This window comes from Paenibacillus sp. sgz302191 (genome assembly GCF_057749925.1).
The window spans coordinates 1-22,767 of sequence record NZ_JBYLHY010000017.1 but is presented as its reverse complement, the minus strand read 5'-3'; the positions used below and the strand labels follow the sequence as shown (position 1 = coordinate 22,767).

The following is a 22,767-nucleotide window of genomic DNA, read 5'->3' as shown; positions in this document are numbered from 1 at the left end:
CACATGAATTGGCAGGGGAAGGTCATAATCGTGACAGGCGGCGGAGGCGGCATAGGGCGAGCCGCGGCACACAAGTTCGCTGCCCAGGGTGGACAGGTCGCCGTCGTGAACCGAACCGCCAGCAAAGCGGAAGCTGTAGTGCAGGAAATTATCGACGCTGGGGGAGAAGCGATCGCTTTGCAGGCAGATGTTTCCTCAGAGGCTGATGTGAAAAGGGTTGTTCGTACTACGATGGAAAAGTTCGGTAAAATTGACGTTTTAGTCAATAACGCAGCAACTTGCCCGCAAATTTGTCTAACCAATATGAGCCTGGAACAGTGGAATCAAGTGATTACGAATAACCTTACCTCGGTATTCTTATTCTGCAGGGAAGTCATTCCGTTCATGCTTCAGAATGGCGGCGGTTCAATTGTGAATGTAAGCTCCGTTCATGCATTGGCTACGCTAGAGGGGTATTCTGCCTATTCGGCTTCCAAAGGGGGCATTGTAGCGATGACGAGGGCGATTGCTCTTGATTTTGCCCGTCAGAACATTCGGGTTAATAGTGTGCTGCCGGGGGCTGTACAAACTCCAATGCTTGAAAGCAGTGTGAAAAAGCTGAATGCGCCTCGGGAAGAAATCATGAAGCAATGGAATGAAGCGCAACCGGTCGGTCGTGTAGGACAACCCGAGGAAATAGCTGCTGTGATTATGTTCGCGGCCAGCTCCGAAAACTCCTTTATGACGGGAGCTACGCTAGTTGCGGATGGTGGTATGACCGCAGACCTTTAAGAGTTTGTTTGGCTAAGGAGGGATAAAGTTCATTGTGATTAATTCACTAAGAGTTGCGGCGGCTGTGAGGGCGTCGCTGGGAGAAGGCCCAAGTTGGGATGCTGAAACAGGAACATTGTATTGGGTAGATATCCTAAATCGTCGCCTTTATAGCTTAGAACTAAGCTCCGAACGGGTTAATGTGGTAGAATTCGACCAGATGATCAGTGCGGTCGTTCCTAAAATGGGTGGGGGACTTATGGTTGTATCAGAAACAGGATACCACACTCTATCGCTGAATGATGGCAAACTGATCCCTGTATATGACCCGGAAAGTGACCTGCCCAATAACCGTTTCAACGATGGCAAGTGCGATCCACATGGACGCTTTTGGGCCGGGACCAAAGATCTTGACGATGCTCCGCATAGAGGAAGTTTATATCGCCTGGACCCGGATCATAAGTGCTGCACAATGCTGAACAACATAACCATATCGAACGGTTTGGCTTGGAGCCCGGACCGTTTGACTATGTATTATATAGACAGTGCATCGGAAGAAGTAACGGCCTTTGATTACGACGATCCCAGCGGAGAGATTTCAAATTCTCGCTGTGTAATCGATTTTAGGCCGGAAGAGGGCTGGCCTGATGGAATGACGATAGACTCCGAGGGGATGCTGTGGATTGCCCATTGGAATGGCTGGCAAGTCTCCAGATGGAATCCGGCAACAAGGCAGTGCCTGGAGAGGATTTCAGTACCGGCGGCTCTTGTCACTTCCTGCATGTTTGGCGGTCCCGAGCTGAGGACATTGTTCATTACAACGGCGTCTTGCGGTCTAAGGGAAGAGGAGCTGCTTAACCAACCTCATGCAGGAGCTCTATTTGCTGTGGAGACCACAGTTACAGGAATTCAAACTTATCCTTTTGGGGAAAAAATCAACTCGTTGTGCACAGAACTCACAAACGAAAGTTCAGAATCCAAATAAAGTCTAATATGCCTCTCATCCCCTCTCTTATATACTTAATCACGAGAGATCTCTTACGCGCTATGGTCAAACAGCAACAATTTTCGAGTGACAGACGGCTTTCGCGCAAAATCAAAATCTCGGTCGAGTTCGAGTCGTCGTCCATTAAACGCTATACAATAGTAGCCGGAATGGCAGCCAGAAAACGAGCATCGATCGAGCTTGATTAGAAAAGAATCAAGGGAAAGCCGATTTGCGGCTCTCCCTTTTCCTCATTATATCGCTATGATAATAGAAGATGCTACCGATGCGACACCAACTTTTTATTCAGGGGAAGGTTAAAGATGCAGATGATCAAGAAACTAGGCTCACTCCCGATACTGCCGAAGATTGCGCTGACCTTTCTGATGGTGCTGACGCCGCTTTTCTACTTAGGGCTTCAGATGAACGAGGCCGGTGCGGACATAGTTCGACAAGAGATCGCAGGTTCGCTGTCTTCGCGCGTAGAGTTGTACATGGACATCCTGGACGGAGACTTTGACCGGACAATGCGGCTTCTGCGGGAGTACGTTAATGATGAGGACCTATTGAAACTCAGCACAACCTCGGAGATTATGACGGTCATTGAACGGAACCGTTCGGTGCTTCGGCTAAAGCAGCAGATGGACTTGTTGGGCCAATCAAGTGCTTTTATCGAGAATGCATTGGTCTTCATTCCCAAGATGAACAGGATTGTAGCATCCGATTCTAATTCGATTGTCGATTTCAATGACGAAATGTTCCGGGCGCTGTCCGTCCCGGTGAATCCGCTTGATTCGCCTTTTCTTATTTGGGATAACCGTGTCTTTATTACGATGCCGTATGGGTACCTCAACGATTCGCCGTTGTTTTTAATTGCCGTGGAGATATCAAGCTCGGAAATAACCGCACAGCTCAAGCAGTTTGCCTTGGAAGACAGTGTTGCCGTTCTGTCGAGCGACCAGATGGTATGGTCGTCATTAAGCGCAAGCGCCCCGGCATTGGACGACAAGACGAGAACCTTGTTATACACGGCGGAGGAAGGCAACCGAAGAGTCTCGATCGACAACCGGGATTATCTGTTAGCCGTCAAAAAGTCGGAAATTCTAAACACGAAACTGCTGATGATGGTACCGTCCGATAAGGTCGAGAGACCGCTCGAACGGTATCGCAACTGGGGATTTATCCTCTATGGCGTCTCCGTGTTGGTTATTATCGCCTTCTCGTTCAGCATGTACCGTATCATACATCGGCCACTGATGGTGCTTGTCCGTTCATTCCGAAAGATTGAGCAAGGCCGATTCGATGTGTCAATCGAATATCCCTTCAAAGACGAGTTCGGTTATTTATACAAGCAGCTGAATGCAATGGTACGGGAGGTCAAACGATTGATCCAGGAAGTATACGAACAGCAATATCGGATTCGCCTAGCCGAGCTAAAGCATCTTCAGTCTCAGATTAACCCACATTTTTTATACAACGCGTTTTTTATTCTGTACCGCATGGCGAAGCAGGACGGCAACGAAAGGATTATGGGATTGACGAAGCATCTCGGTGAGTATTTCCAGTTTATCACCCGGGACAATGGCGAGGAAGTCACACTAGCCAGCGAAGCGGCTCACTCAAAATCTTATACGGAGATTCAGTCGATTCGGTTCTCCAACCGCATCACGGTTCATTTCACTGATATACCGAAGGAGGCAGAGCAACTCCTCGTACCTCGGCTCATTCTGCAGCCGATTATCGAGAACGCGTTTGTGCATTCGTTGGAGAAAAGAGCAAAGGGCGGCATACTCGAAGTCGATTTCCGCATGACGGAAACCGAGTTGCGCATCCGCGTGGAAGACAGCGGGGGGATTGACGAAGAGAAAGTTGCCCTTCTACAGGCGCTACTGAACGGACAGCAGGACGTTACGGTTACGACGGGCATGATCAATGTACACAGACGGCTGCAGATTAAATATGGCGGCTCGGCTGGCCTGCATTTAAGCAAAGGTGCCCTCGGCGGACTTCAAATCATCATCACGATTCCTTTGCAAGGAGGTTAAAACCTATGTATAGATTAATGATCGTCGACGACGAACCGTTTACCGTGGACGGGCTTTACGAGATGTTGCAAGATGAGCCGGACATGGACCTGGATATTTACCGGGCGTACTCCGCGGAGGAAGCCATGGGGTGGCTATCCCGTACGAAGATGGATATCGTCTTAAGCGATATCCGCATGCCGGAAATGGACGGTCTGCAGCTGCAGCAATGGATACAGACCCGTTGGCCGCGCTGCAAAGTGATCTTCCTGACGGGAGTTAACGATATCCAATTTGCGCAGCAAGCGCAGCGCGGAGGCGGCGTGGACTATATTCTGAAAACCGAAGGCGACGAAGCGATCGTCAAAAGCTTACAGCGCGCTTCGGACGCGATTCAGGAAGACCTCCGCAACGAGGACCTGCTGATCCGGGCCAAAGGCCAATTGAAGGAGCTTCTGCCGATGCTGCGCCGCGAGTGGTTTACGGCTCTCGTGGAGCAGGGCAGACCCGCAACCGACAATCTCCCCGCCCGCCTTCGGGAGCTCGACACGCTGCTCCGTCCCGAGGAGGCGATTATAATGGTCTGCGGCCGCGTCGACCATTGGGATGAATGTTATAGCCTGTCCGATCAATCGCTGCTCTTATATGCAGTCCAAAATATTGCCGAGGAGTTCATGGACCGGGTCGTCATGCTCCCCGTCATGCTCGGCGGCGCTTACTTCGTATGGCTAATCCAGCCGAAGGCTTCCGGTGAAAGGGAGTGGGACGAATTGCCGGCTTACATTCAGGGAACGCTGGAAAGTATACAGCAAACGTGCAGGGCGCTGCTGCAAATACCGGTGTCGTTTATTAGTTACGGAAGCCAAGCGGATTGGGAAGATATCGCGAGGAACTATCATCTTTTGAAGCAAAGTCTGATCCTGGGGCTGGGCAACGGGGAAGAAATGATTCTCCTATACCGCGAGGAAAATGCGGCTCAATTCTCAGAGGCACCTGCACTGAACATATCCAGAATCGAGAGCGCCGTCGAGATGGGGCAGATGCCGTTGTTCTTGGAGCAGCTAAACGTGCTGTTCCGGAGCTTGCCCAATAAATTCACCGTTTATGCGCAGACGTATTATGCCGTTGCCGTTATTTTGCTCAATCAATGGAACAAAATGAACCGTAACGATAATAGTGACGATGCGGATGCCGAGATGACAATACGCAGGTTGTTTGACGTAACTGCACACAAGACAAAGGAGCAGGCGGTACAGTTCCTGAGCGACATTGGCTGCAATCTTATTCGGCATGGGAAACAAGAGCAGGACGAGCGCACTGAACGCATTATTAACAAGCTTAACCGCTATATCGTCGAGCATCTGGACAAGGATCTTTCGCTAGCCTTCCTCGCGGACGTCGTCTATCTTAATCCGTCTTACCTTTCCAGTCTGTATAAGACTTATACCGGACGCAACATTTCCGACTACATCACAGAGATTCGAGTGGAACGGGCGAAGGCTTTACTAGCAACATCTCAAGCGAAGGTGCAGGATGTTGCCGTCGCGGTCGGGTTTTATACTGCGGCTTACTTTACTCGGTTTTTCAAGAAGCATGTTGGCGTAACGCCGCAGGAATTCAGAAGCAGACTTTAGCCTGGGAGTGAGAGACTATTGTCCCGGTACCGTATTACGAGAACATTGCAAGGAAAGCCTAAATCGAGGCTTTCCTTTTTCCTTTCCTCCTGAAGATGAAGTCCGCGAACGAAACTTGCGAAGGAAAGTAAAGAATACAAACAGAGTGCAATATACGGTGAAGGGGCCTTTTTACTATACTTAATTCAAGAGATTGAGGTCTCTTACAAACAAAACCGGGGGGAACAAAGCATGAAAAAACGTGTCAGATTATTGGCTGCATCCAGTCTGTTGGTCTTTAGCTTAGTAGTAAGCGCATGCAGTTCTAACAATGATCCTGTGAATAACGCGAGCAAAGAGGGGAATGGCAACGCTGCTGCAACACCCGTATCGGAGTCCGCGAATCCAGAGGATCTATATCTAGGGAAGTATGCCAAACCCATTGAAGTATCGACGGTTCGTATTCTCGGTACTGGTGTAAAGTTTGCGGGGGGAGATACGATCGACAACAACGTCTGGTATAAGGAATATGAAAACAAGCTCGGAATTAAGCTCACGAATAAATGGAGCGTTGTCGGAAATGAGCCTGGAGGACAAGGGGAGCAGAAGATGAACGTCTCGATCGCCTCGGGCGATCTGCCGGATATCGTTCCGCTCAACGCCTCGCAGCTGCGGCAATTAGCAGAAGCGGGCAAATTAGCGGACTTAACCGAGATCTACAAGAAATACGCAAGTCCAATGGCCAAAGATATGTTGACACAGTCGGGACCTGCCGCGATGAGTTCCGCTACCTTCGACGGCAAACTGCTGGCGATTCCTGCAGTTTCGTCAACGCTCAACAATGCTCCGATGGTTTGGGTCCGTGTCGACTGGCTGAATAAGCTCGGGCTCCAGCCGCCAAAGTCGATGCAGGACGTGTTCAACATTATGGACGCCTTCGTGAATAGAGATCCGGATGGCAATGGGAAGAAGGATACGTACGGTATGGCCATGGATAAGGATCTGTACGGGTTCTTCGACGGGCTGGAAGGGTTCTTCAATAGCTATGGCGCATACCCGCGCCAGCAAGGAACAGGCAACTGGGTGAAGAAGGAAAACGGCACCATCGAGTTCGGGAGCATTCAGCCGGAAGTGAAGACGGCGCTAGGTAAGCTGCAGGAGTTGTATAAAAAAGGGTATATCGATCCCGAATTCGGCGTGAAGGATTGGAGCAAGGAGAAGGAACTGATCGTTGCCGGCAAAATAGGCTTGTGGTTCGGCAACATGCCGGTGCCGCTTCAATTGCAGGATCTAAAGAACAATGATCCGAATGCAGATATACAGTCTTTCCCGCTCGTGACCGTTGACGGGCAGCCGGCGAAATCGCAAGTGCCGTCCCTTTATTTAAACACACCGCAATACCTTGCGGTGACCAAGAATGCCAAGCATCCGGAGGCGCTGCTCAAAATGGTCAACCTGTTCTTTGAAGCTTCCTACGGTAAGAATTACTCCCCGGAAGAAGCCAACAATCTAAGAAAGAGCCCTGATGGCAGTGTTGAACGTTGGCAGTATTCTATTTATGCCGCCGAGCCGGAGAAGAACCTGAATACGCATCGTTTGTTTAAAGAAATTGTTGCCGGCACGAAGAGCGAATCGGAATTGAATTCTGAACAAATAACCGCATACCCAGCGATCAAAAAGTATCTTGCCGGCGAAAAAATGGAGACGTTTGACTGGGCAATCAATCGCATCTTCGGAACAAAGGATTCCGCATTCGCCGTTATCGATAACTATGCAAACAACAAATTGCTGATGCCGAACGCATTCAGTCAGATCAATACGGAGACGATGATTAAACGCGATGCGACGCTGCTAAAGCTTGAACTCCAAACATTTACGCAAATTATTCTCGGTGAATCACTCGACAGCTTCGACAAATTCGTAGCGAACTGGAAGAAGCTTGGCGGCGATGATATGACGAAGGAAGTTAATGAATTGATGAAAGCCCGTTAATGGCAAAAAAGTCCGAATTCTGTCCTTTGTGAGGGCAGAATTCGGCCATATGGGCAAGAAAGGATGATCCGCCGTGTTGAATAAAGTGACAGAAGATCGAATAACAATCGTGGAATCGGCGGCTAAGCCGGGGAAAAAGCGCGCTTGGAAGTTTCAATTGCCCTTACATCTGATGATTCTGCCAGGGCTGATCTTAATTCTCGTCTATAGTTACGGTCCTATGCTCGGCGCCGTCATCGCCTTCCAGGATTTCAACCCTGCACGAGGCATTTTCGATTCCAAGTGGAACGGCCTTGATAACCTCCGTTATGTAATGGCCTTGCCTGGATCCTTTCAGATTATCTGGAATACGCTTATCATTGCCGTGATGAAGATCGTGGTCGGTTTGATTGTTCCGGTCGTGGTTGCTTTGCTGCTTAACGAGATTCGCAAGGAGCTGTTCAAGCGAACGGTTCAGACCTTGGTCTATTTGCCGCACTTTTTGTCTTGGATTATTCTCGGAGGGGTTTTGATCGATATTTTGTCCCCTTCTTACGGAATCGTTAACCAAATGTTGAATTGGCTCGGAATTGACTCGATCTATTTCTTGGGCAGCAACAGCTGGTTCCGCTCCGTTCTGGTTACATCGGACGTGTGGAAGGAATTCGGATTTAATACCATCGTATATTTGGCCGCGCTGACCGGCATTAATCCAACATTATACGAAGCGGCGGTTATTGACGGCGCGAATCGGTGGAAGCAGACGCTGTACGTGACTTTGCCAGGTATGGCGCCGATCATTATTTTGACAGCAACGCTGGCTTTGGGCCAAGTCCTCAATGCCGGCTTCGATCAGGTATACAATTTGTATAGTCCTCAAGTGTATGAAACAGGCGACATTATCGACACCTTCGTTTATCGGATTGGCATCGTTGATGCACAGTACGGAGTAGCGACTGCCGTGGGTCTCTTTAAATCGGTCGTTTCTCTGATTATGCTTTCGGGGTCTTACTTCCTTGCCTACCGTTTCGCCAACTACAGGATATTCTAAGAGTGAGAGGAGTCGAGCAATCATGGTGGAACGCTTTACGCTGAGCCGCAAAATGTTTATAGGGTTTAATTACATTTTCCTGACTCTCTTGTCGGTTCTGTGCATATTACCGCTTATTCATGTGCTGGCTGTATCGTTCAGCTCCAGTTCCGCGGCCTCCGCAGGTTACGTCAAGCTATGGCCGGTCGAATTCACGCTGGAATCTTATAAGTACGTTCTGGGAAAAGAAGAGTTTTTCAAGTCGATCCTGGTGACGATCAAACGCGTTGCCGTCGGTTTGAGCGTCAATATGGTGCTGACGATACTCGTCGCTTACCCCCTGTCGAAAGAGGTAAACAAATTCCGGGGGCGGACAGTCTACGCTTGGGTGTTTGTGTTTACGATGCTTTTTAACGGCGGGCTTATTCCGTTATACATGATGGTGAAGTACACCGGAATTCTCGATTCCGTATGGGCGCTTGTATTGCCGCAAGCGGTGCCGATCTTTAATATGATCCTCTTGCTCAATTTCTTCCGGGGTTTGCCGAAGGAATTGGAAGAGGCAGCCTTTATGGATGGTGCCGGCCACTGGACGACACTCTGGAAAGTGTACGTGCCGTTATCCGCGCCGGCCTTAGCTACCATCACGCTGTTCACCATGGTATTCCACTGGAATTCCTGGTTCGACGGACTCATCTTCATGAATTCGCCGGGAAATTACCCGCTGCAAAGCTACTTGCAGACCGTGATTATTCAGCAAAATTTTAATAACGCAAGTCTTGAAACGATAGCGGAATTATCGAAAATCAGCGACCGCACCTTTAAATCCGCGCAGATCTTCCTTGGTTCGCTGCCGATTCTGCTCGTGTATCCATTTCTGCAGCGGTTCTTTATGAGTGGGATCGTGCTCGGCAGCGTGAAAGAATAGCAGTATTCAGGAGAAATCCCAAAGATGTTTACAACGAAGGAGTTAGTCGCATGACATACAATTCGATCAGACCGGGCCAGGTATGGCTGGACACCGAGGGCAAGCGAATTCAGGCCCACGGCGGATCTATTATTACCGTAGGCGATACGTTCTATTGGTATGGTGAAAACAAAGAAAAGACGAAGGCTGGCAGCGGGATTTGGCACTGGGGAGTAAGATGCTACGCCTCCAAAGACTTATACAATTGGGAAGACAAAGGCGTGATCATTCCTCCGGACGTAGATGACGTTGATTCGCCGCTGCATCCTGCACAATATATGGACAGACCGCATATTATCTTTAATCAGTCGACGCAGAAATTCGTATGTTGGGTTAAAGTCATGAGGCAAGAAGGTCAAAAATCTACGATCCTGACAGCGGACCATATCCTTGGTCCCTACACGGTCGTAAACAAAGATATTCGCCCTTTAAACATGGGCGCCGGCGATTTCGATTTGGTCGTCGCGCCGGACGGCAAAGCTTATTATTATTTTGAAAGAGTCCATTCCGAACTCATTTGCGCCGACTTGACAGATGATTATACGGACGTAACCGGCTATTATTCTACGCATTTTCCTCATGTCCAGCCTCCTTACGTGCGGGAAGCGCCGGCCTATTTCAATCGAAAAGGGCTGCACTATTTATTTACGTCGGGAACGACCGGCTATCATCCGAACCCATCGGAAGTCGCTAGTGCGAAAACCTTCCATGGACCCTGGGAGGTTCTGGGGGATCCGCATCCGGACGACCGGTCGCGCACGTCTTATAATTCGCAGATTACGTCCGTCTTTAAGCACCCGTTCAAGAAAGATCTCTATATCGCGCTCGCGGATCGATGGATACCGAACCTTCCGGAGCTTGTAGGGGATCGTTTTGCGGACGGAACGCAATCCCGCATCGCAGCCGACATTTATAAGTCGGTCTTCGACCCGGAAATCGACTATGTGCTGAAAGAGGAAGACAAACTGCCTGTATCGATCGATTTCGATACTTGCAATTCCGATTATGTATGGCTTCCGGTCCGGTTTGATGGGACAATGGCTTACCTGGATTGGAAGGAAGAATGGAAAACAGAGGATTACGAATAATAATAATTGACTTAAACGGGAGTGGAAGATACGCATGGACAGAAGAACGTTTAACTATTTGGATTCTTCCCTATCTGCTCAAGAGCGTGCGGAAGATTTATTGCAGCGTATGAGTATTGAAGAAAAAATGGGCCAAATTGTCGGCTATATGCCGGATAAAGGGTCGATTGAAAAGCTGGAGAAGGACTTTCCCCAGGGCGCAGGGGAAGTCGTCATGTTATTCGCGGGTGGATTGGATAACAAGGAGTCCGTCGTTGAAAATGTTACCCACATCCAGAATAAAATTATGGAGTTAAGCGAACACAGCATCCCCGCTATTTTTCATGTGGAAACATTAACCGGTGCAATGCTTCCTGAAGCAACAAGCTTCCCGACGGGAATCGGACAAGCCTCCACCTGGAACCCCGCGCTTCAGAAGGAACTGGCCACAATTATTCGCAATCAGGCCCGGGCCGTCGGCGTTTCGCATGCGTTCGCCCCCGTGCTGGATATTAACCGCGATCCTCGCTTCGGTCGTCTTGGTGAAACGTATGGGGAAGACCCGGCATTGGCGGCGGCAATGGGAACGGCTTATGTGTCGGGTTTGCAAAACGATGGTGACCTCAAAGAAGGGATGCTGGCATGCGCCAAGCATTTTATCGGCTACCATATGACACAGGGAGGCATTCATGCTGCGTCGACGCCGGTTCCGCCAAGAATGCTTCGGGAGGTTTATGCGAAGCCATTCCAGGCTGCTATGACGCTTGCAAACATGAAATCGATCATGAATACGTACAGCTCTATCGATGGCGAAGTTGTAGCCGGTTCCCGTAAGTACCTCACCGAATTTCTGCGCGGGGAAATGGGCTTTGACGGCTTGATCGTATCCGACTACGTCTCCATCTCTGAGATTCATTCGAGGCATAGGGTTGCCGAGACCATAACGGATGCCGGTGAATTGTCCTTGAAGGCCGGAATGGAAGTAGAGTTGCCTTCAAAAGACTGCTATAACGACGAGTTAATGCAGCGTATTCGGGACGGGAAGATCTCCATGGAGTTTCTCGATCAAGCTGTCCGTCGCGTATTGATCGCGAAGTTTGAATTGGGCTTGTTCGAGAATCCTTATCCGATGTCGAGGGCTGCCGTGGAACGGATTTATGCAGATCCTAATAATAAAGCAATTAGCTTGGAAGCAGCGCGTCAATCGATCGTTCTGTTGAAGAATAATGGCCTGCTTCCGTTGCAAAGGAACGCGCAAAAGAAAATCGCCGTTATCGGCCACCATGCGGCATCCACCAGATCGTTTTTCGGCGGCTATTCGTATACGAGCTTGTTCGATGCCATGCACAATGTCGGGAACACGATGGCGGGCGTGGACTTTGAGAAAATTTCAAATCTGAATGCGAGCGAGTTCGGCGTGGCTAAGAATCACTACACGTATCCCGGAAGTATCGTGCAGGTCGAAAGCCCGAAAACGGAGGAACTCGTCAGAAAGCATTATCCGACATGTAATAATCTGCTCGAGCAGATCATTCTTGAATGTCCGAATGCCGAAGTGACTTACGCTTATGGTTACGCCTATGCCGGGAACGATACGTCCATGCATGATGAGGCATTGGCGGTGGCAGCAGAAGCGGACGTAGTCATCTTTACTTTAGGCGGGAAGCATGGCTGGGGCATGTTCAGCACAACGGGCGAAGGGATCGATACGACGAATATTGGGCTTCCAGACTGCCAGGAAAGCTTCATCCGGAAATTGGCGGCTTTGAAGAAGCCGACGGTCGCGGTTCATTTTGACGGCAGACCGATATCGAGCGACATGGCAGACCAGCACATCGACGCTGTTCTCGAAGCTTGGAATCCGGGACAATACGGTGCGAAAGCCGTGACGGATATTTTATTCGGCAATTATAATCCGGCTGGAAGATTGCCCGTTTCGATCGCTTACAACGCCGGACAAGTGCCTCTTTTCTATAATCACGATCAAGGATCGAGCTACCATGTCGGCACGATGAACGATTATACGAGTTATCTGGATTGCCCTCGCGAGCCCCGGTATTACTTTGGACATGGCTTATCGTACACTTCCTTCCGTTATTCGAACATGACGGTCAGCAAGGAAGCGTATGAGCCTGCTGAGCAAGTTGTCGTCACAGTCGACGTCACGAATACGGGAGAGGTATTCGGCGAGGAAGTCGTTCAGCTCTACATTCGCGACAAATATGCGAGTGTCGTACGTCCCGTACAAGAACTGGCAGGTTTCGTTAGAGTCCCGGTGAAATCGAACGAGACGAGAACGGTCCGATTCCATATGGATCCGGGTCAATTTGCTTTCCTGGATACCAACATGGTGTGGAAAATCGAGGCAGGCGAATTCGAAGTTATGATTGGGGCTTCTTCCCATGATCTCCGGGCGAAAAGCTCTTTCCGAATTTCATCTGATTTGTTCATTGACGGAAAAACAAGAGGGTTTTATGCGGATGCAAGCATTCAGTCGTAAAGGATGGCCGATGCGATAAGAGAGTTTTCAAAGGGGATAGGAGCGGCAAGGATATACATGCTGATTGGATTGGTTGGAAAGATGTAGACGCCAAACGAAGCCTATTGCTAAGCAGCAAGCGGAAATAAAAGAGAACAGTAAGTAATCCGTTGTAATCGCGGGTACTTACTGTTTTTTTACAAGCCGCGATCCTAAAGGAGCGAAGATTAATATGAGCTATTTTGCATGTTACGAACCTTCAGGTGAATTACAGAAAGAATCCATTGGGTATAGACGATACTCGTCCCCGGCTCAACTGGGAACTGACATCGGAGAAGAGAGGCTTTATCCAATCGGCCTATCAAATCGAGGTCGCAAATCATGGCGATTTCACGTCGGCATTGGTAAGGGACTCCGGCAAAATAGAATCGAACCGCAATGTTCACGTCGAATACGCGGGTCCTAAGACCCACCATTTTTTACCTACCATACCATAATTCCTATAAAAATAGATTTGGTGAACGTAATATCACAAGCCAGAAAGTAGTGGAAGTATCCCGTGGTAACACAAATATTCAAGATCTGGTTTGGAGTAATTAATCCCGGCTAACTGAATAGCCTCAAGCTGTTTTTGCGACAGATGAGATATCGGATACAGCCCCAGAATATACACCGAAAACGACCAAACGAAAGTGGCCTTGTTTTCTGGGGCCGCTTCAGGAAAATATTTGTCCAAGCTTGCAAATATAGTGTCCAGAAAATGGGTAACCTTTTTGAAATCTGCAAGCTTTTCAACACTGCTGTTGATCTCGAGAACTGAAAAGAGTATGGAAAGCAGCTTCAACATCTTTTCATGCGATAACAAAGTCTTCGTCAGAAAGCCGCTATATTGTTCCTTTGTCATCTTAGCTGTGGTGTTTATTATTTCCAACAGACTGGCTTGCCAACGCAGCAATTCCCGTGCCAGAAGGTCCAGCAATACCTCGTCTTTCGTCTTGTAATAGTTATAAATCGACGGGCGTGTAAAAGAAGTCATTTCGGAAATTGCCTTAAATGTTACGCCTTCATATCCGCTTTGACTGAATAATGTGTCGCAGGCATTGATGATTTCTTCCTGTCTGCTGCAGGTGCAAAGTATCGAGATAGCAACTTCAAGTGAATTGCATTCACGTGGGTTTACCAGTTTAGTTTTACGGAATCGCCTGCCGGACAGAAAAATGCTCAGCCTTTTCAGAAAAATTGCAAATGGAAGTCTAGAATCTAAACAAAGTCTCATTACGCTATATATTTGATTGAAATATACTTATTTCAGGAAATCTCATTAAATAAATGAGGAGGTAGATTGTTAATTCCGTAAGCGCTTGCAGATTCGAATCGTTAAGAGTTTCGTTATATTATTTACGGCTATTTTTCTATTTGAAGGGGAGGAATACGATGAAGATATCTAAAAAAACAAAAAAGAAATTTAAATGCTCTAAACTATTTGAACGGATAGCTGCTGCGGCCGGTGCGGTGATTATGTGGAGTACTTTATTAACACCGAGTATAAGTGCCGCTGCGGAGCCGTTAGAGAAGACCAAGTCTACGTCAGTTGAGGAGTGTACATCGCAGCAAGTATCCGGGCCTATATGGGTCACTCCTGAATGCGAGGATCCGGATTACAATCAACCGGTTATAGACACTGTGACCGATCTGATCACCCCGGTACCGCATCGAAAAGTATCTGGCCACTTTGAGGGCACGGATAAGAAGTTCAACTTTTACTTCCCGCCGAAGAGCCAGTGGAAAGGGCGTTTTTTCCAACTGGTATATCCGCTTTTTGACGAGAATGCCAGGGACGTAACGATCAGCTTTGGCGCAGACAGCGGTGCGTATACGGTACAGACAAACGGAGGCGGCGGATACCGGGTCGATGCAGCCGCCGCAAAATTTTCAAAAAAGGTAGCTGCGGAGTACTACGGCACTTCCAATCGGATCTACGGCTACATTTACGGAGGCAGCGGCGGCTCCATTCAAACTGTTGGTGCCATTGAGAATACCTCGGGGGTATGGGATGGTGCTGTACCTTTTGTCCCGGCCATACCGACATCTATTCCGAATAGCGCATTCATACTAGCCTTTGCGGGGTTTGTACTGAATGACAAGGCGCCACAGATTGCGGATGCACTAAACCCAGGAGGCAGTGGTGATCCTTATGCCAGTTTGAATGAAATGGAGAGGTCAGTGCTGCGAGAGGTAACGCAGTTGGGGATACCGCTTAAGGCATGGGAGAATTACAAGGCGCTCGGTCTGAGCAATCCTGAGGCGCTCCTCGGCTTCGCGGACGTGATTCGAGCAACGGATAGCACTTATGTCGAAGACTTTTGGACTAAACCAGGCTATCTGGGGACGGAACAATCGGACCTCGGCGATTTGTTCCGGAGCGCCAAGGTCGACCAATTCGCCACTATAACGCAAGTCATTCGGGATGAGCATAATGTACCGATTAGTTTTTCTGTGAATGGCCCACCGACGAAACTGACTCGAACCGGTACGGATTACACACTTTATGCGGTTGATGGAAAGGCAGAGGTCGGAAAACTGACAGGTTCACTGGATACAGCGACTAAAGTATTCACGATCGGGAGCGGAAACTCTGCTAACGTATTGAACGCCATAAAGAATGGTGTTAAATTGCATATCGACAACCGTTGGTCCCTAGCATTACTTTCGTACCATCGTCATCAGGTTCCGAGCAGGCCTGGCTTTTATCCTTGGGATCAGTTCAGAGCGGCTGATGGAACGCCGATTTACCCACAGCGTCCAATGGAGATTGGACCCATGATCATTGGTGGCGTGGCTGGCGGGGGAGTATCTTCACACAGCGGAAAAATTCAAGGGAAAGTCATCTTAATCACAAACCTGCTCGATCTAGGTGCTCTTCCTTGGAATGGGGACTGGTATCGTGCAAGAGTGAAGGAGTCCCTTGGAGAAAGCTTCGATGATAATTTCCGGCTATGGTACACCGACAATGCAGACCATTACGATGGTGAACCTCGCAGTCCTGTTGTAGTGAAGTATGATGGCATTTTTCAGCAGGCGCTTCGTGACTTAAGTGCCTGGGTAGAACAAGGTGTGGCTCCTGCAGAATCTACTCACTACGATGTAGTCGAAAGTCAGATTAAGTTACCGGAGAGTGCCGATGAACGAAAAGGAATACAGCCTGTCGTTGATCTTTTAGTGAATAACAGTAATACGATACATGTTGAAGCCGGTCAACGCGTTACCTTCGAGGGGAAAGCTGCAGTCCCGTCTGGTTACGGCAAGGTTGTAAGCACGAAATGGGACTTCGAAGGTACGGGCAATTTCACGGAAATGCCTTTCGGAACACCGGAGCCTTCGGTGACAGCATCGGTGTATGACACGTCTTCGGTTACAGCATCGGTGTATTACACTTATACCAAACCAGGTACCTACTTCCCATCGCTGAAAGTGACCTCCCAACGTGATGGTGACACGAAGACTCCATACGCACTGGTTGAGAATCTGGATCGCGTTCGCGTTGTAGTCGAATCATCACCAAATAGCCCAAGCAATAACGGTAGTGGAGGTTCCGCCCAAAACACGTCTGGCAACGGTTCCACCCAAAACACGTCTGACAACGCAATTGTGACTAACGGTCAAGTACTTGTTAAACCGATGACAAATGCTGACGGAACAGCGACAGTTAAGCTGGATGCTGTAACGATGAAGAGCGTACTTGAACAAACTGAAGGCAACAAACTTCATATTAAAGTAGAGACTTCTACAAATACAAATCAAATGGAAGTCGAAGTTCCGGTTGATAAACTTTTAAGTAAAGAAACAGCACCGATTAAAGATATCGAAATTGATACTGAATTGGCTACAATAACTGTTTCCACTAAACTAATTTCAAAGAGTTCAGCAGCAGCCAAGAATGTGAAGGTTTCAGTGGCTAAAGTGGATACCTCCAGCTTACCGGCTGAGATACGAGCTCGATTAAAAGATGCTGTAGTGTACGATTTTAATCTATCGGTTGACGGTCTGAAGGTTAGTAAGTTCGATGGTCGAAGTGATGTTCAAGTAGCAGTGCCATATCAGTTGAAGCCTGGTGAGAATCCGAACAAGGTTGTTATTTACTACATTAAAGATAACGGAGAACTGGAGATTGTAAAGAATGGCAAGTATAATCCAGCCAAAGGTAAGGTGGAATTCAAGCCTAAGCACTTTAGTCAGTATGCAGTGGCATATGCCGAAGTGAACTTTGCAGATGTAAAGCAAGTATGGGCGAAGGATCCAATCGAGATATTAGCTTCACGAGGAATAGTTAAAGGTGTGGATAATGAACGCTTCAATCCTGACGAAAAAGTGACAAGAGCTGAATTTTTATCCATGTTGATGAATGTATTCGAATTAACTGCTAAGGCAGGTGCGGTGACAACTTTTTCTGATGTCAGGACAGACACGTGGTACTTTGACGCGGTTGCAACAGCACACCAATTAGGCATTGTTAACGGCAGAACAGACGGCAGTTTTGGTGGGGATGACGAAATTACCAGACAGGATATGGCCGTAATGGCTTATAAAGTTTTAGTATATGCTGGGCTTGTGTTGAGAGTAGATGCCCCTATAGCATTTGCGGATGTAGATACAATTTCTCCGTATGCGTTAGAAGCAGTTATTGCACTGCAATCAGCTGGAATAATTAGCGGATTAGGCAACGGTGAATACGCACCGAATTCTCAAGCAACTCGCGCGCAAGCGGCAGTAATCACAAACAACATCTTAAAGTTAGTAAATGAGTGGTAAAAAAGGGATGGATTTCCCAAGTTTTGTTGCAATTAACGGTTTGTTATCCCGATCGCGTTCAAGTACGCTAAAAGCGGGGCTTGAGGTGAAGGCGGCGGGTCTGGTAGGCTGATGCCCGACGCTAAAAAGGCCCTGCCCCTTCGCCCATCGCGCGTACGCCGGACCCGCCAGAGGCTCCAGGTCAAGCCCTCGGCACTTGTTTGCTAGATTCCTTTTCAAAGGTTACACTTTTTGCTTGATAGTCTCCTGGCCGGTTATAGCACCGGCTTTTCTTTATTTTAACCTGGACATCTTGGCTCCTTCGTACCCTTCTCCATTCGATAAATGGTAAGCAAGTCCGGCCATATCATCAATTAAACGGACACCGCACCTAGTAGCTGATTGTGGTGCATCGGACAACGCCATCGTAGTGGTTTTGCAGCATTTTGGCCACTTCGACCATCGGAGTGAGTCGGCAGCGAAGTCCCCACTGAATCCAGTCTTCTGCTTCCAACAGACTGGCTTGCTAACGTAGCAATTCCCGCGCCAGAAGGTCCAGCAATACCTTGTCCTTCGTCTTGTAATAGTTATAAATCGACGGGCGTGTGCCTATCTGTTCCGATCTCCCTTTGAGCTTATTATAATGGGTTAGTTGACAAAATGTAAGTTATTGTGTAATATAATTACTGACATAGTGTCAATTGAATAATGAGGGGGCGGCAACATGAAAATGAAATAGTTACAGTTACAGGTGCCAAGTATCGGAATAGCAACTTCAAGTGAATTGCATTCACGTGGGTTTACCAGTTTTGTTTATTACGATCTGGTCGTTCTCGGAAAAAAGACCGGGAATTTTTCGATTTGACTTAAAGCCGGCTTAAAAGCGGTAGGCTCGACTAAGCTCGGCCTAGTCATTTTTGCGAAGGAAATGGCTAAGTGTCTGGAAGGTACGGATGTGACGATCAACAGCTTGCATCCCGGACTGATCAAGTCGAGCTTGCTCAAGCAAATGCCGAGCTTCATGCAGTTTATGTTCGGGCTGATCTCGGCAAAAACGGAAAAAGGTGTCGAAACTCCTGTATATCTTGCCACTTCGCCTAACGTGCAAGTTGTGAACGGGCAATATTTTGAAAAGCGCGAAGCAGTGAAAACATCGCCTGGAACAAATGATGAAGCGACAAATGAACGTTTCTGGTCGTTGAGCATGAATAAAGAAGATGAAAATGAGGAGGATATCCGTATGAGAAGAAAAATTGCGATCGTTACGGGAGCGAATCGGGGGATCGGGTTTGAAATTGCCAAACAGCTAGGAAAGCTTGGCGTCACCGTCATCATGACGGCTCGTGAAGAAGACAAAGGGATGGCGGCCAGTGACAAATTGAAGCAGGAAGGGCTTGACGTTCATTTTCACCAGCTTGATGTGTCTAACGAGTCCAGTATTCGCAAGCTGGCTTACGACATCCGGGAGCAGTTCGGAGTCGTTGATATTCTGGTCAATAATGCAGGCATCAATATCGATGGTAATAAGGATACGACAAATATCGATTTGGATACGGTTCGAACTACGATGGAAACGAATGTGTACGGTCCGCTTCTCTTATCGCAAGTGCTCATACCTTTAATGCAAAGCAGTACAGACGGCAGAATCGTCAATGTATCCAGCAGCATGGGAGCTTTAAATGATGGTATGGGCGGGTATGGCGGAAATTTTGCATACAGTATGTCCAAAACTGCCCTGAACGCGCTTACGATAAAATTGGCAGCAGACATAAGTAGCAGCAAAATCACGGTAAATTCGATATGTCCGGGATGGGTTCGTACCGATATGGGCACTGCTGACGCTCCGAGATCGGTTGAACAAGGGGCCGATACGGCTGTTTGGCTGGCGACGGGCAATGTAGGAGCGACCGGCAAGTTTTTTAGAGATCGCTCCGTGATCAGTTGGTAACAAAATAATCCCTTTTAAACTTTACATTCAGCGTATGGGTTTATTATTTAAGCCAATGAGCGTTAGCAATCACATAGCCGAAAAGTTAAAGAAAGAAGCAATTCACCTGGCCCTCGCAAAGCAGGTGAATTGCTTCTAAATAATCATTGAGCTAACGCATTCTCCTAGTTTACAAAAAACGTCGATTGTCCCGTATTGGATACTTTGGTTTAATAATGGGCAGTCTTTGAGCAACGCGACAAGAATAAATGCTAAAATTTAAAAACCCCTTTGTATATAGATGTTTCATTGTTTATAACGTGCTTATTAAAGTTACAATTTGAATTGGGAAGGAGGGAGAATATTGAGTACAGTGTCTCGTGGTGTTCACATTGGTCCCCCTCGGTTAAAAATAGCGATTCAAGCCATTCTTTGGATAGCCAAAAGTGGCAACTTGATAAACAGTGCGATGATAGCGAGTCAAGTCGATTCGCATGCTACTTTTATTCGCAGAGTTATGCAGTCATTGAACAATGCCGGTATTGTTGAATCAAAAGGCGGACGGGAGGGGGGATATTTTTTAAGAAAATCTTCAGCAGAGATTACATTAGGCGATATATACGAAGCAATAAGTAGTGTTTCCAATGATGCCGAAATTAAAGCGGATTATAAAGTGGATTATGATTGCGAAGCCGGAGAACGGTTAGATGTTGAACAGTTCGATATTGAACTTGAAAAGATTCTCCAGGAAGCCGAATTAAAGACAATTGAGTATTTGCGAAGTTACACGATTGCTCAATTAATGGATCGAGTCCAATTCATTTAAAGAACAAACAATAAAGCTCTATAGCTAACACTAAGTTGCAAGATCATATGCAACTTTTTATTAGAATAAATTGTGCTTAATACAAGCACAAAAAAAGAAAGGAGCCTCAAAGAAAATGCGGTTATCGCATATGTTAGAAGTCCAGATCGCACTGAAATGTCAAATCCGAATTTGAAGATTATCGTCGGAGAGCTAAATAATCAAGCTTTAGTTCATGTGTTTGTTTAAATAATTATAAATGGAGGAATTACTATGGAAAAGAAACGTGCTGTGGTGATCGGGGCGACGGGACAGATTGGGCGAGCGGCAGTGGATGCGCTGGCGCGGGACGGCTGGGATGTAACAGCGGTTTCCCGGAGCGGGGGGCGGGACGAAAGATGGCCTGACGAGGTACGGGTCACGCAGGCCGATCGGGCCGATGATGCGGCCCTGGCCGCCGCAATCGGCGACGGCTGTGACGTGGTAGTGGATGTCGTCTCTTACGGTGCGGCACACGCACGGCAGTTGACTGCTTTGGCGGATCGCATCGGCTCGGCGGTGGTCCTTTCCACAACGCTAGTATACGAGGACGACAAGGGGCGGAACTTCGAGACGGTGGCGGAACCGGACGGCTTCCCCCACTTCCCGTTGCCGATCCTCGAGAGCCAGCGGACGATCCGGCCCGGCGAGGCCACCTACAGCACCGGCAAGGCGGCTATGGAGCAAGAACTACTTGCTGCGGGCAACCAGTTGCCAACAACGATACTGCGCGCGGGCGCTGTTTACGGCCTATACAGTTCCTTTCCCTACGAGTTGTACTTCATCAAGCGTAACCTTGACGGGCGGCGTCAACGAGTTCTTGAGTACCGTGGGGCAGGTCTTTTCCATCGGGTGAGCGTTTACAATCTCGCGGAGTTGATTCGGCTGGCGGCTGCGAACCCAGGCTCTCGCGTGCTCAACGCCTGTGACCCTGAGGTGCTAACAGTGGCCGAGATCGGAGCGGCAATTGATGCCGTGATGGGCGTAGAGGCTCCCGAGACGTTACTGCTGGACGGTCCGGCTCCGTCGCGGTCCGTGGGAAAAACACCATGGATGGTTGATCACCCAGTAATCTGCGACATGGCCGCTGCCGAACGGGAGTTGGGCTACCGGCCAGTGGCGGCCCACGCCCAGAGCCTGATGGAGACGGTCGAGTGGCTGGCGGGGCAACTGGCAGGACGGGACTGGAGAGAAGTCTTCCCGTTGTTGGCCTATGCGCAGCCGTACCTCTTCGACTACGCGGCCGAGGACGCCTGGCTGGCTGAAGTCCTGAGGTGACATACGAGAAAGGGGTGGCCGAACGTCGGAGAGCTAAATAATCAAGCTTTGGTTCATCAAGCTATTGATCATTCTGATGTCGTAATTAGCACGCTTGGTCCAGCGTTAATGCGCAAAATAAATAGCGAATGGCAGGAGGAGTAAGAGGAATGGTTAAAGGCTATTGGGTCATAGGCATTGATGTCCACGACATGGAAAAATTTCAAGCATACATGGCAGCTACCCCTGAAATTTGAAGTATGGTGCTCGCTTTCTGGTGGGCGGAGGCAATCACTTGGTGCCAGAAGGGAGTCAGCAAGCGTCTTGTTGAGGATCCAAGCGGAGTTGGTGTTGGCTGGGTGCTTAGAAAATATGGTGGTATCAACGATATGAACGCCCAGCCAAGCACTGAAGATGTGATTGCAGCCGAGGGAGCGCCTCTCGCGGGTGTCTTTTTGACACACATCCATCTCGACCACGTAACAGGTCTACCAGCTGTCCCTAAAGAAACACCTATCTACTGGTAAGAACGAAGCCAACGCCCGTCTCTTCCTAAATATGATGGCGCAAGGCACAAACAATCGTATGCTGGCTGGACGTCCGCCTCTTGAAGAATTGCCATTCCGTAAAGATCCAGATGGCAGCTTGAGTGGTGTTGTCGATGGCTCATTCTTTGCCATTCCAACACCTGGTCACACGATTGGTCACGTGTCATTCCTGGCACGTACAAAAACTGGTGCTGTCCTTCTTGTTGCGAACAAGATCACAAAGTGGATAATATTCAAAATAATGAATATTCATAAAATGCGTTTTTTCTCAGAAAAAATGAAATATTTATAAATTGGCTAATTTGAGTTTTAATGTTATTCTCAGAAAAAACTGAAAAAGTCCTTTCGCGTTTTTCTAAGATGAAAAAAGACCGTTTTCAGCCTGTGAGAGGTAGCGTCAAGAAGTTTGTGTAAGTCAGTAGGGTAGCTCGTCGAAATAATGGATGAACTGTTATTTTGCGAATATTCAGAACAGATGGCCGGCGGCGGGTGTAGCCCAAGCGAAGGCGCGGGAGTC

The 22,767-nt window shown here is 48.3% G+C and carries 17 protein-coding genes; 16 read left to right on the top strand and 1 reads right to left on the bottom strand.

What is annotated here, in order from left to right; all coding sequences use genetic code 11:
* Positions 1-3: 3 nt before the first annotated feature.
* The 10 genes from AC3G2T_RS22895 (at position 4) to AC3G2T_RS22850 (ending at position 13,383) form a co-directional block, all read left to right on the top strand.
* A complete protein-coding gene (locus tag AC3G2T_RS22895; protein ID WP_488437031.1) occupies positions 4-771 on the top strand; it encodes an SDR family NAD(P)-dependent oxidoreductase in 768 nt (255 codons plus the stop codon).
* Between the two features lie 34 nt (positions 772-805).
* The gene (locus AC3G2T_RS22890; RefSeq protein WP_488437030.1) at positions 806-1,735 is read left to right on the top strand and encodes an SMP-30/gluconolactonase/LRE family protein; all 930 of its coding nucleotides are present in this window, start codon (positions 806-808) and stop codon (positions 1,733-1,735) included.
* Between the two features lie 323 nt (positions 1,736-2,058).
* On the top strand, positions 2,059-3,780 hold the full coding sequence (locus AC3G2T_RS22885) for a sensor histidine kinase (protein WP_488437029.1): 1,722 nt from the start codon (positions 2,059-2,061) through the stop codon (positions 3,778-3,780).
* 5 nt (positions 3,781-3,785) lie between these two features.
* Positions 3,786-5,393, top strand: coding sequence for a response regulator transcription factor (locus AC3G2T_RS22880; RefSeq protein ID WP_488437028.1), 1,608 nt, complete (start codon positions 3,786-3,788; stop codon positions 5,391-5,393).
* 231 nt (positions 5,394-5,624) lie between these two features.
* Positions 5,625-7,364, top strand: coding sequence for an extracellular solute-binding protein (locus AC3G2T_RS22875; RefSeq protein WP_488437027.1), 1,740 nt, complete (start codon positions 5,625-5,627; stop codon positions 7,362-7,364).
* A 73-nt stretch (positions 7,365-7,437) separates the two neighbouring features.
* Complete coding sequence (locus AC3G2T_RS22870) at positions 7,438-8,394, top strand: ABC transporter permease (protein ID WP_488437026.1); 957 nt, start codon at positions 7,438-7,440, stop codon at positions 8,392-8,394.
* Positions 8,395-8,416: 22 nt separating this feature from the next.
* Positions 8,417-9,301 (top strand): carbohydrate ABC transporter permease, encoded by an 885-nt coding sequence (locus AC3G2T_RS22865; RefSeq protein WP_474683530.1) that lies wholly within the window; start codon positions 8,417-8,419, stop codon positions 9,299-9,301.
* Positions 9,302-9,351: 50 nt separating this feature from the next.
* Positions 9,352-10,428 carry a family 43 glycosylhydrolase gene (locus tag AC3G2T_RS22860; RefSeq protein ID WP_474683531.1) on the top strand — a complete coding sequence of 359 codons (1,077 nt, stop codon included), beginning with the start codon at positions 9,352-9,354 and terminating at the stop codon, positions 10,426-10,428.
* Between the two features lie 34 nt (positions 10,429-10,462).
* Positions 10,463-12,907 carry a glycoside hydrolase family 3 N-terminal domain-containing protein gene (locus tag AC3G2T_RS22855; RefSeq protein WP_488437025.1) on the top strand — a complete coding sequence of 815 codons (2,445 nt, stop codon included), beginning with the start codon at positions 10,463-10,465 and terminating at the stop codon, positions 12,905-12,907.
* Positions 12,908-13,128: 221 nt separating this feature from the next.
* Entirely contained in the window at positions 13,129-13,383 is a 255-nt protein-coding gene (locus AC3G2T_RS22850; RefSeq protein WP_488437024.1) for a glycoside hydrolase family 78 protein, read from the top strand.
* A 32-nt stretch (positions 13,384-13,415) separates the two neighbouring features.
* Here the strand turns inward: AC3G2T_RS22850 and AC3G2T_RS22845 are convergent, their stop codons facing one another.
* Positions 13,416-14,162: a TetR/AcrR family transcriptional regulator gene (locus tag AC3G2T_RS22845; protein WP_488437023.1), complete on the bottom strand. Its 747-nt coding sequence runs from the start codon at positions 14,160-14,162 to the stop codon at positions 13,416-13,418.
* Positions 14,163-14,320: 158 nt separating this feature from the next.
* Here AC3G2T_RS22845 and AC3G2T_RS22840 point away from each other — a divergent pair, with 158 nt between their 5' ends.
* From AC3G2T_RS22840 to AC3G2T_RS22815, 6 genes are all read left to right on the top strand, one after another.
* The gene (locus AC3G2T_RS22840) at positions 14,321-17,695 is read left to right on the top strand and encodes an S-layer homology domain-containing protein (RefSeq protein ID WP_488437022.1); all 3,375 of its coding nucleotides are present in this window, start codon (positions 14,321-14,323) and stop codon (positions 17,693-17,695) included.
* Between the two features lie 907 nt (positions 17,696-18,602).
* Positions 18,603-19,622, top strand: a complete 1,020-nt coding sequence (locus AC3G2T_RS22835; RefSeq protein ID WP_488437021.1) for an SDR family oxidoreductase — start codon at positions 18,603-18,605, stop codon at positions 19,620-19,622.
* Between the two features lie 352 nt (positions 19,623-19,974).
* Entirely contained in the window at positions 19,975-20,427 is a 453-nt protein-coding gene (locus AC3G2T_RS22830; protein WP_488437090.1) for an RrF2 family transcriptional regulator, read from the top strand.
* A gap of 252 nt (positions 20,428-20,679) precedes the next feature.
* Positions 20,680-21,723, top strand: a complete 1,044-nt coding sequence (locus tag AC3G2T_RS22825) for an NAD-dependent epimerase/dehydratase family protein (RefSeq protein WP_488437020.1) — start codon at positions 20,680-20,682, stop codon at positions 21,721-21,723.
* Between the two features lie 239 nt (positions 21,724-21,962).
* On the top strand, positions 21,963-22,229 hold the full coding sequence (locus AC3G2T_RS22820) for an MBL fold metallo-hydrolase (protein ID WP_488437019.1): 267 nt from the start codon (positions 21,963-21,965) through the stop codon (positions 22,227-22,229).
* 58 nt (positions 22,230-22,287) lie between these two features.
* Positions 22,288-22,542: a hypothetical protein gene (locus AC3G2T_RS22815; RefSeq protein WP_488437018.1), complete on the top strand. Its 255-nt coding sequence runs from the start codon at positions 22,288-22,290 to the stop codon at positions 22,540-22,542.
* The last annotated feature ends 225 nt before the right edge of the window (positions 22,543-22,767 follow it).

Coding starts and splice junctions, on each gene's coding strand:
- AC3G2T_RS22880 (WP_488437028.1), top strand. CDS start 3,786: ATGTATAGATTAATGATCGTCGACGACGAACCGTTTACCGTGGACGGG.
- AC3G2T_RS22895 (WP_488437031.1), top strand. CDS start 4: ATGAATTGGCAGGGGAAGGTCATAATCGTGACAGGCGGCGGAGGCGGC.
- AC3G2T_RS22845 (WP_488437023.1), bottom strand. CDS start 14,162: ATGAGACTTTGTTTAGATTCTAGACTTCCATTTGCAATTTTTCTGAAA.
- AC3G2T_RS22860 (WP_474683531.1), top strand. CDS start 9,352: ATGACATACAATTCGATCAGACCGGGCCAGGTATGGCTGGACACCGAG.
- AC3G2T_RS22825 (WP_488437020.1), top strand. CDS start 20,680: ATGGAAAAGAAACGTGCTGTGGTGATCGGGGCGACGGGACAGATTGGG.
- AC3G2T_RS22885 (WP_488437029.1), top strand. CDS start 2,059: ATGCAGATGATCAAGAAACTAGGCTCACTCCCGATACTGCCGAAGATT.
- AC3G2T_RS22855 (WP_488437025.1), top strand. CDS start 10,463: ATGGACAGAAGAACGTTTAACTATTTGGATTCTTCCCTATCTGCTCAA.
- AC3G2T_RS22835 (WP_488437021.1), top strand. CDS start 18,603: ATGGCTAAGTGTCTGGAAGGTACGGATGTGACGATCAACAGCTTGCAT.
- AC3G2T_RS22840 (WP_488437022.1), top strand. CDS start 14,321: ATGAAGATATCTAAAAAAACAAAAAAGAAATTTAAATGCTCTAAACTA.
- AC3G2T_RS22865 (WP_474683530.1), top strand. CDS start 8,417: ATGGTGGAACGCTTTACGCTGAGCCGCAAAATGTTTATAGGGTTTAAT.
- AC3G2T_RS22815 (WP_488437018.1), top strand. CDS start 22,288: ATGCTGGCTGGACGTCCGCCTCTTGAAGAATTGCCATTCCGTAAAGAT.
- AC3G2T_RS22875 (WP_488437027.1), top strand. CDS start 5,625: ATGAAAAAACGTGTCAGATTATTGGCTGCATCCAGTCTGTTGGTCTTT.
- AC3G2T_RS22820 (WP_488437019.1), top strand. CDS start 21,963: ATGGTGCTCGCTTTCTGGTGGGCGGAGGCAATCACTTGGTGCCAGAAG.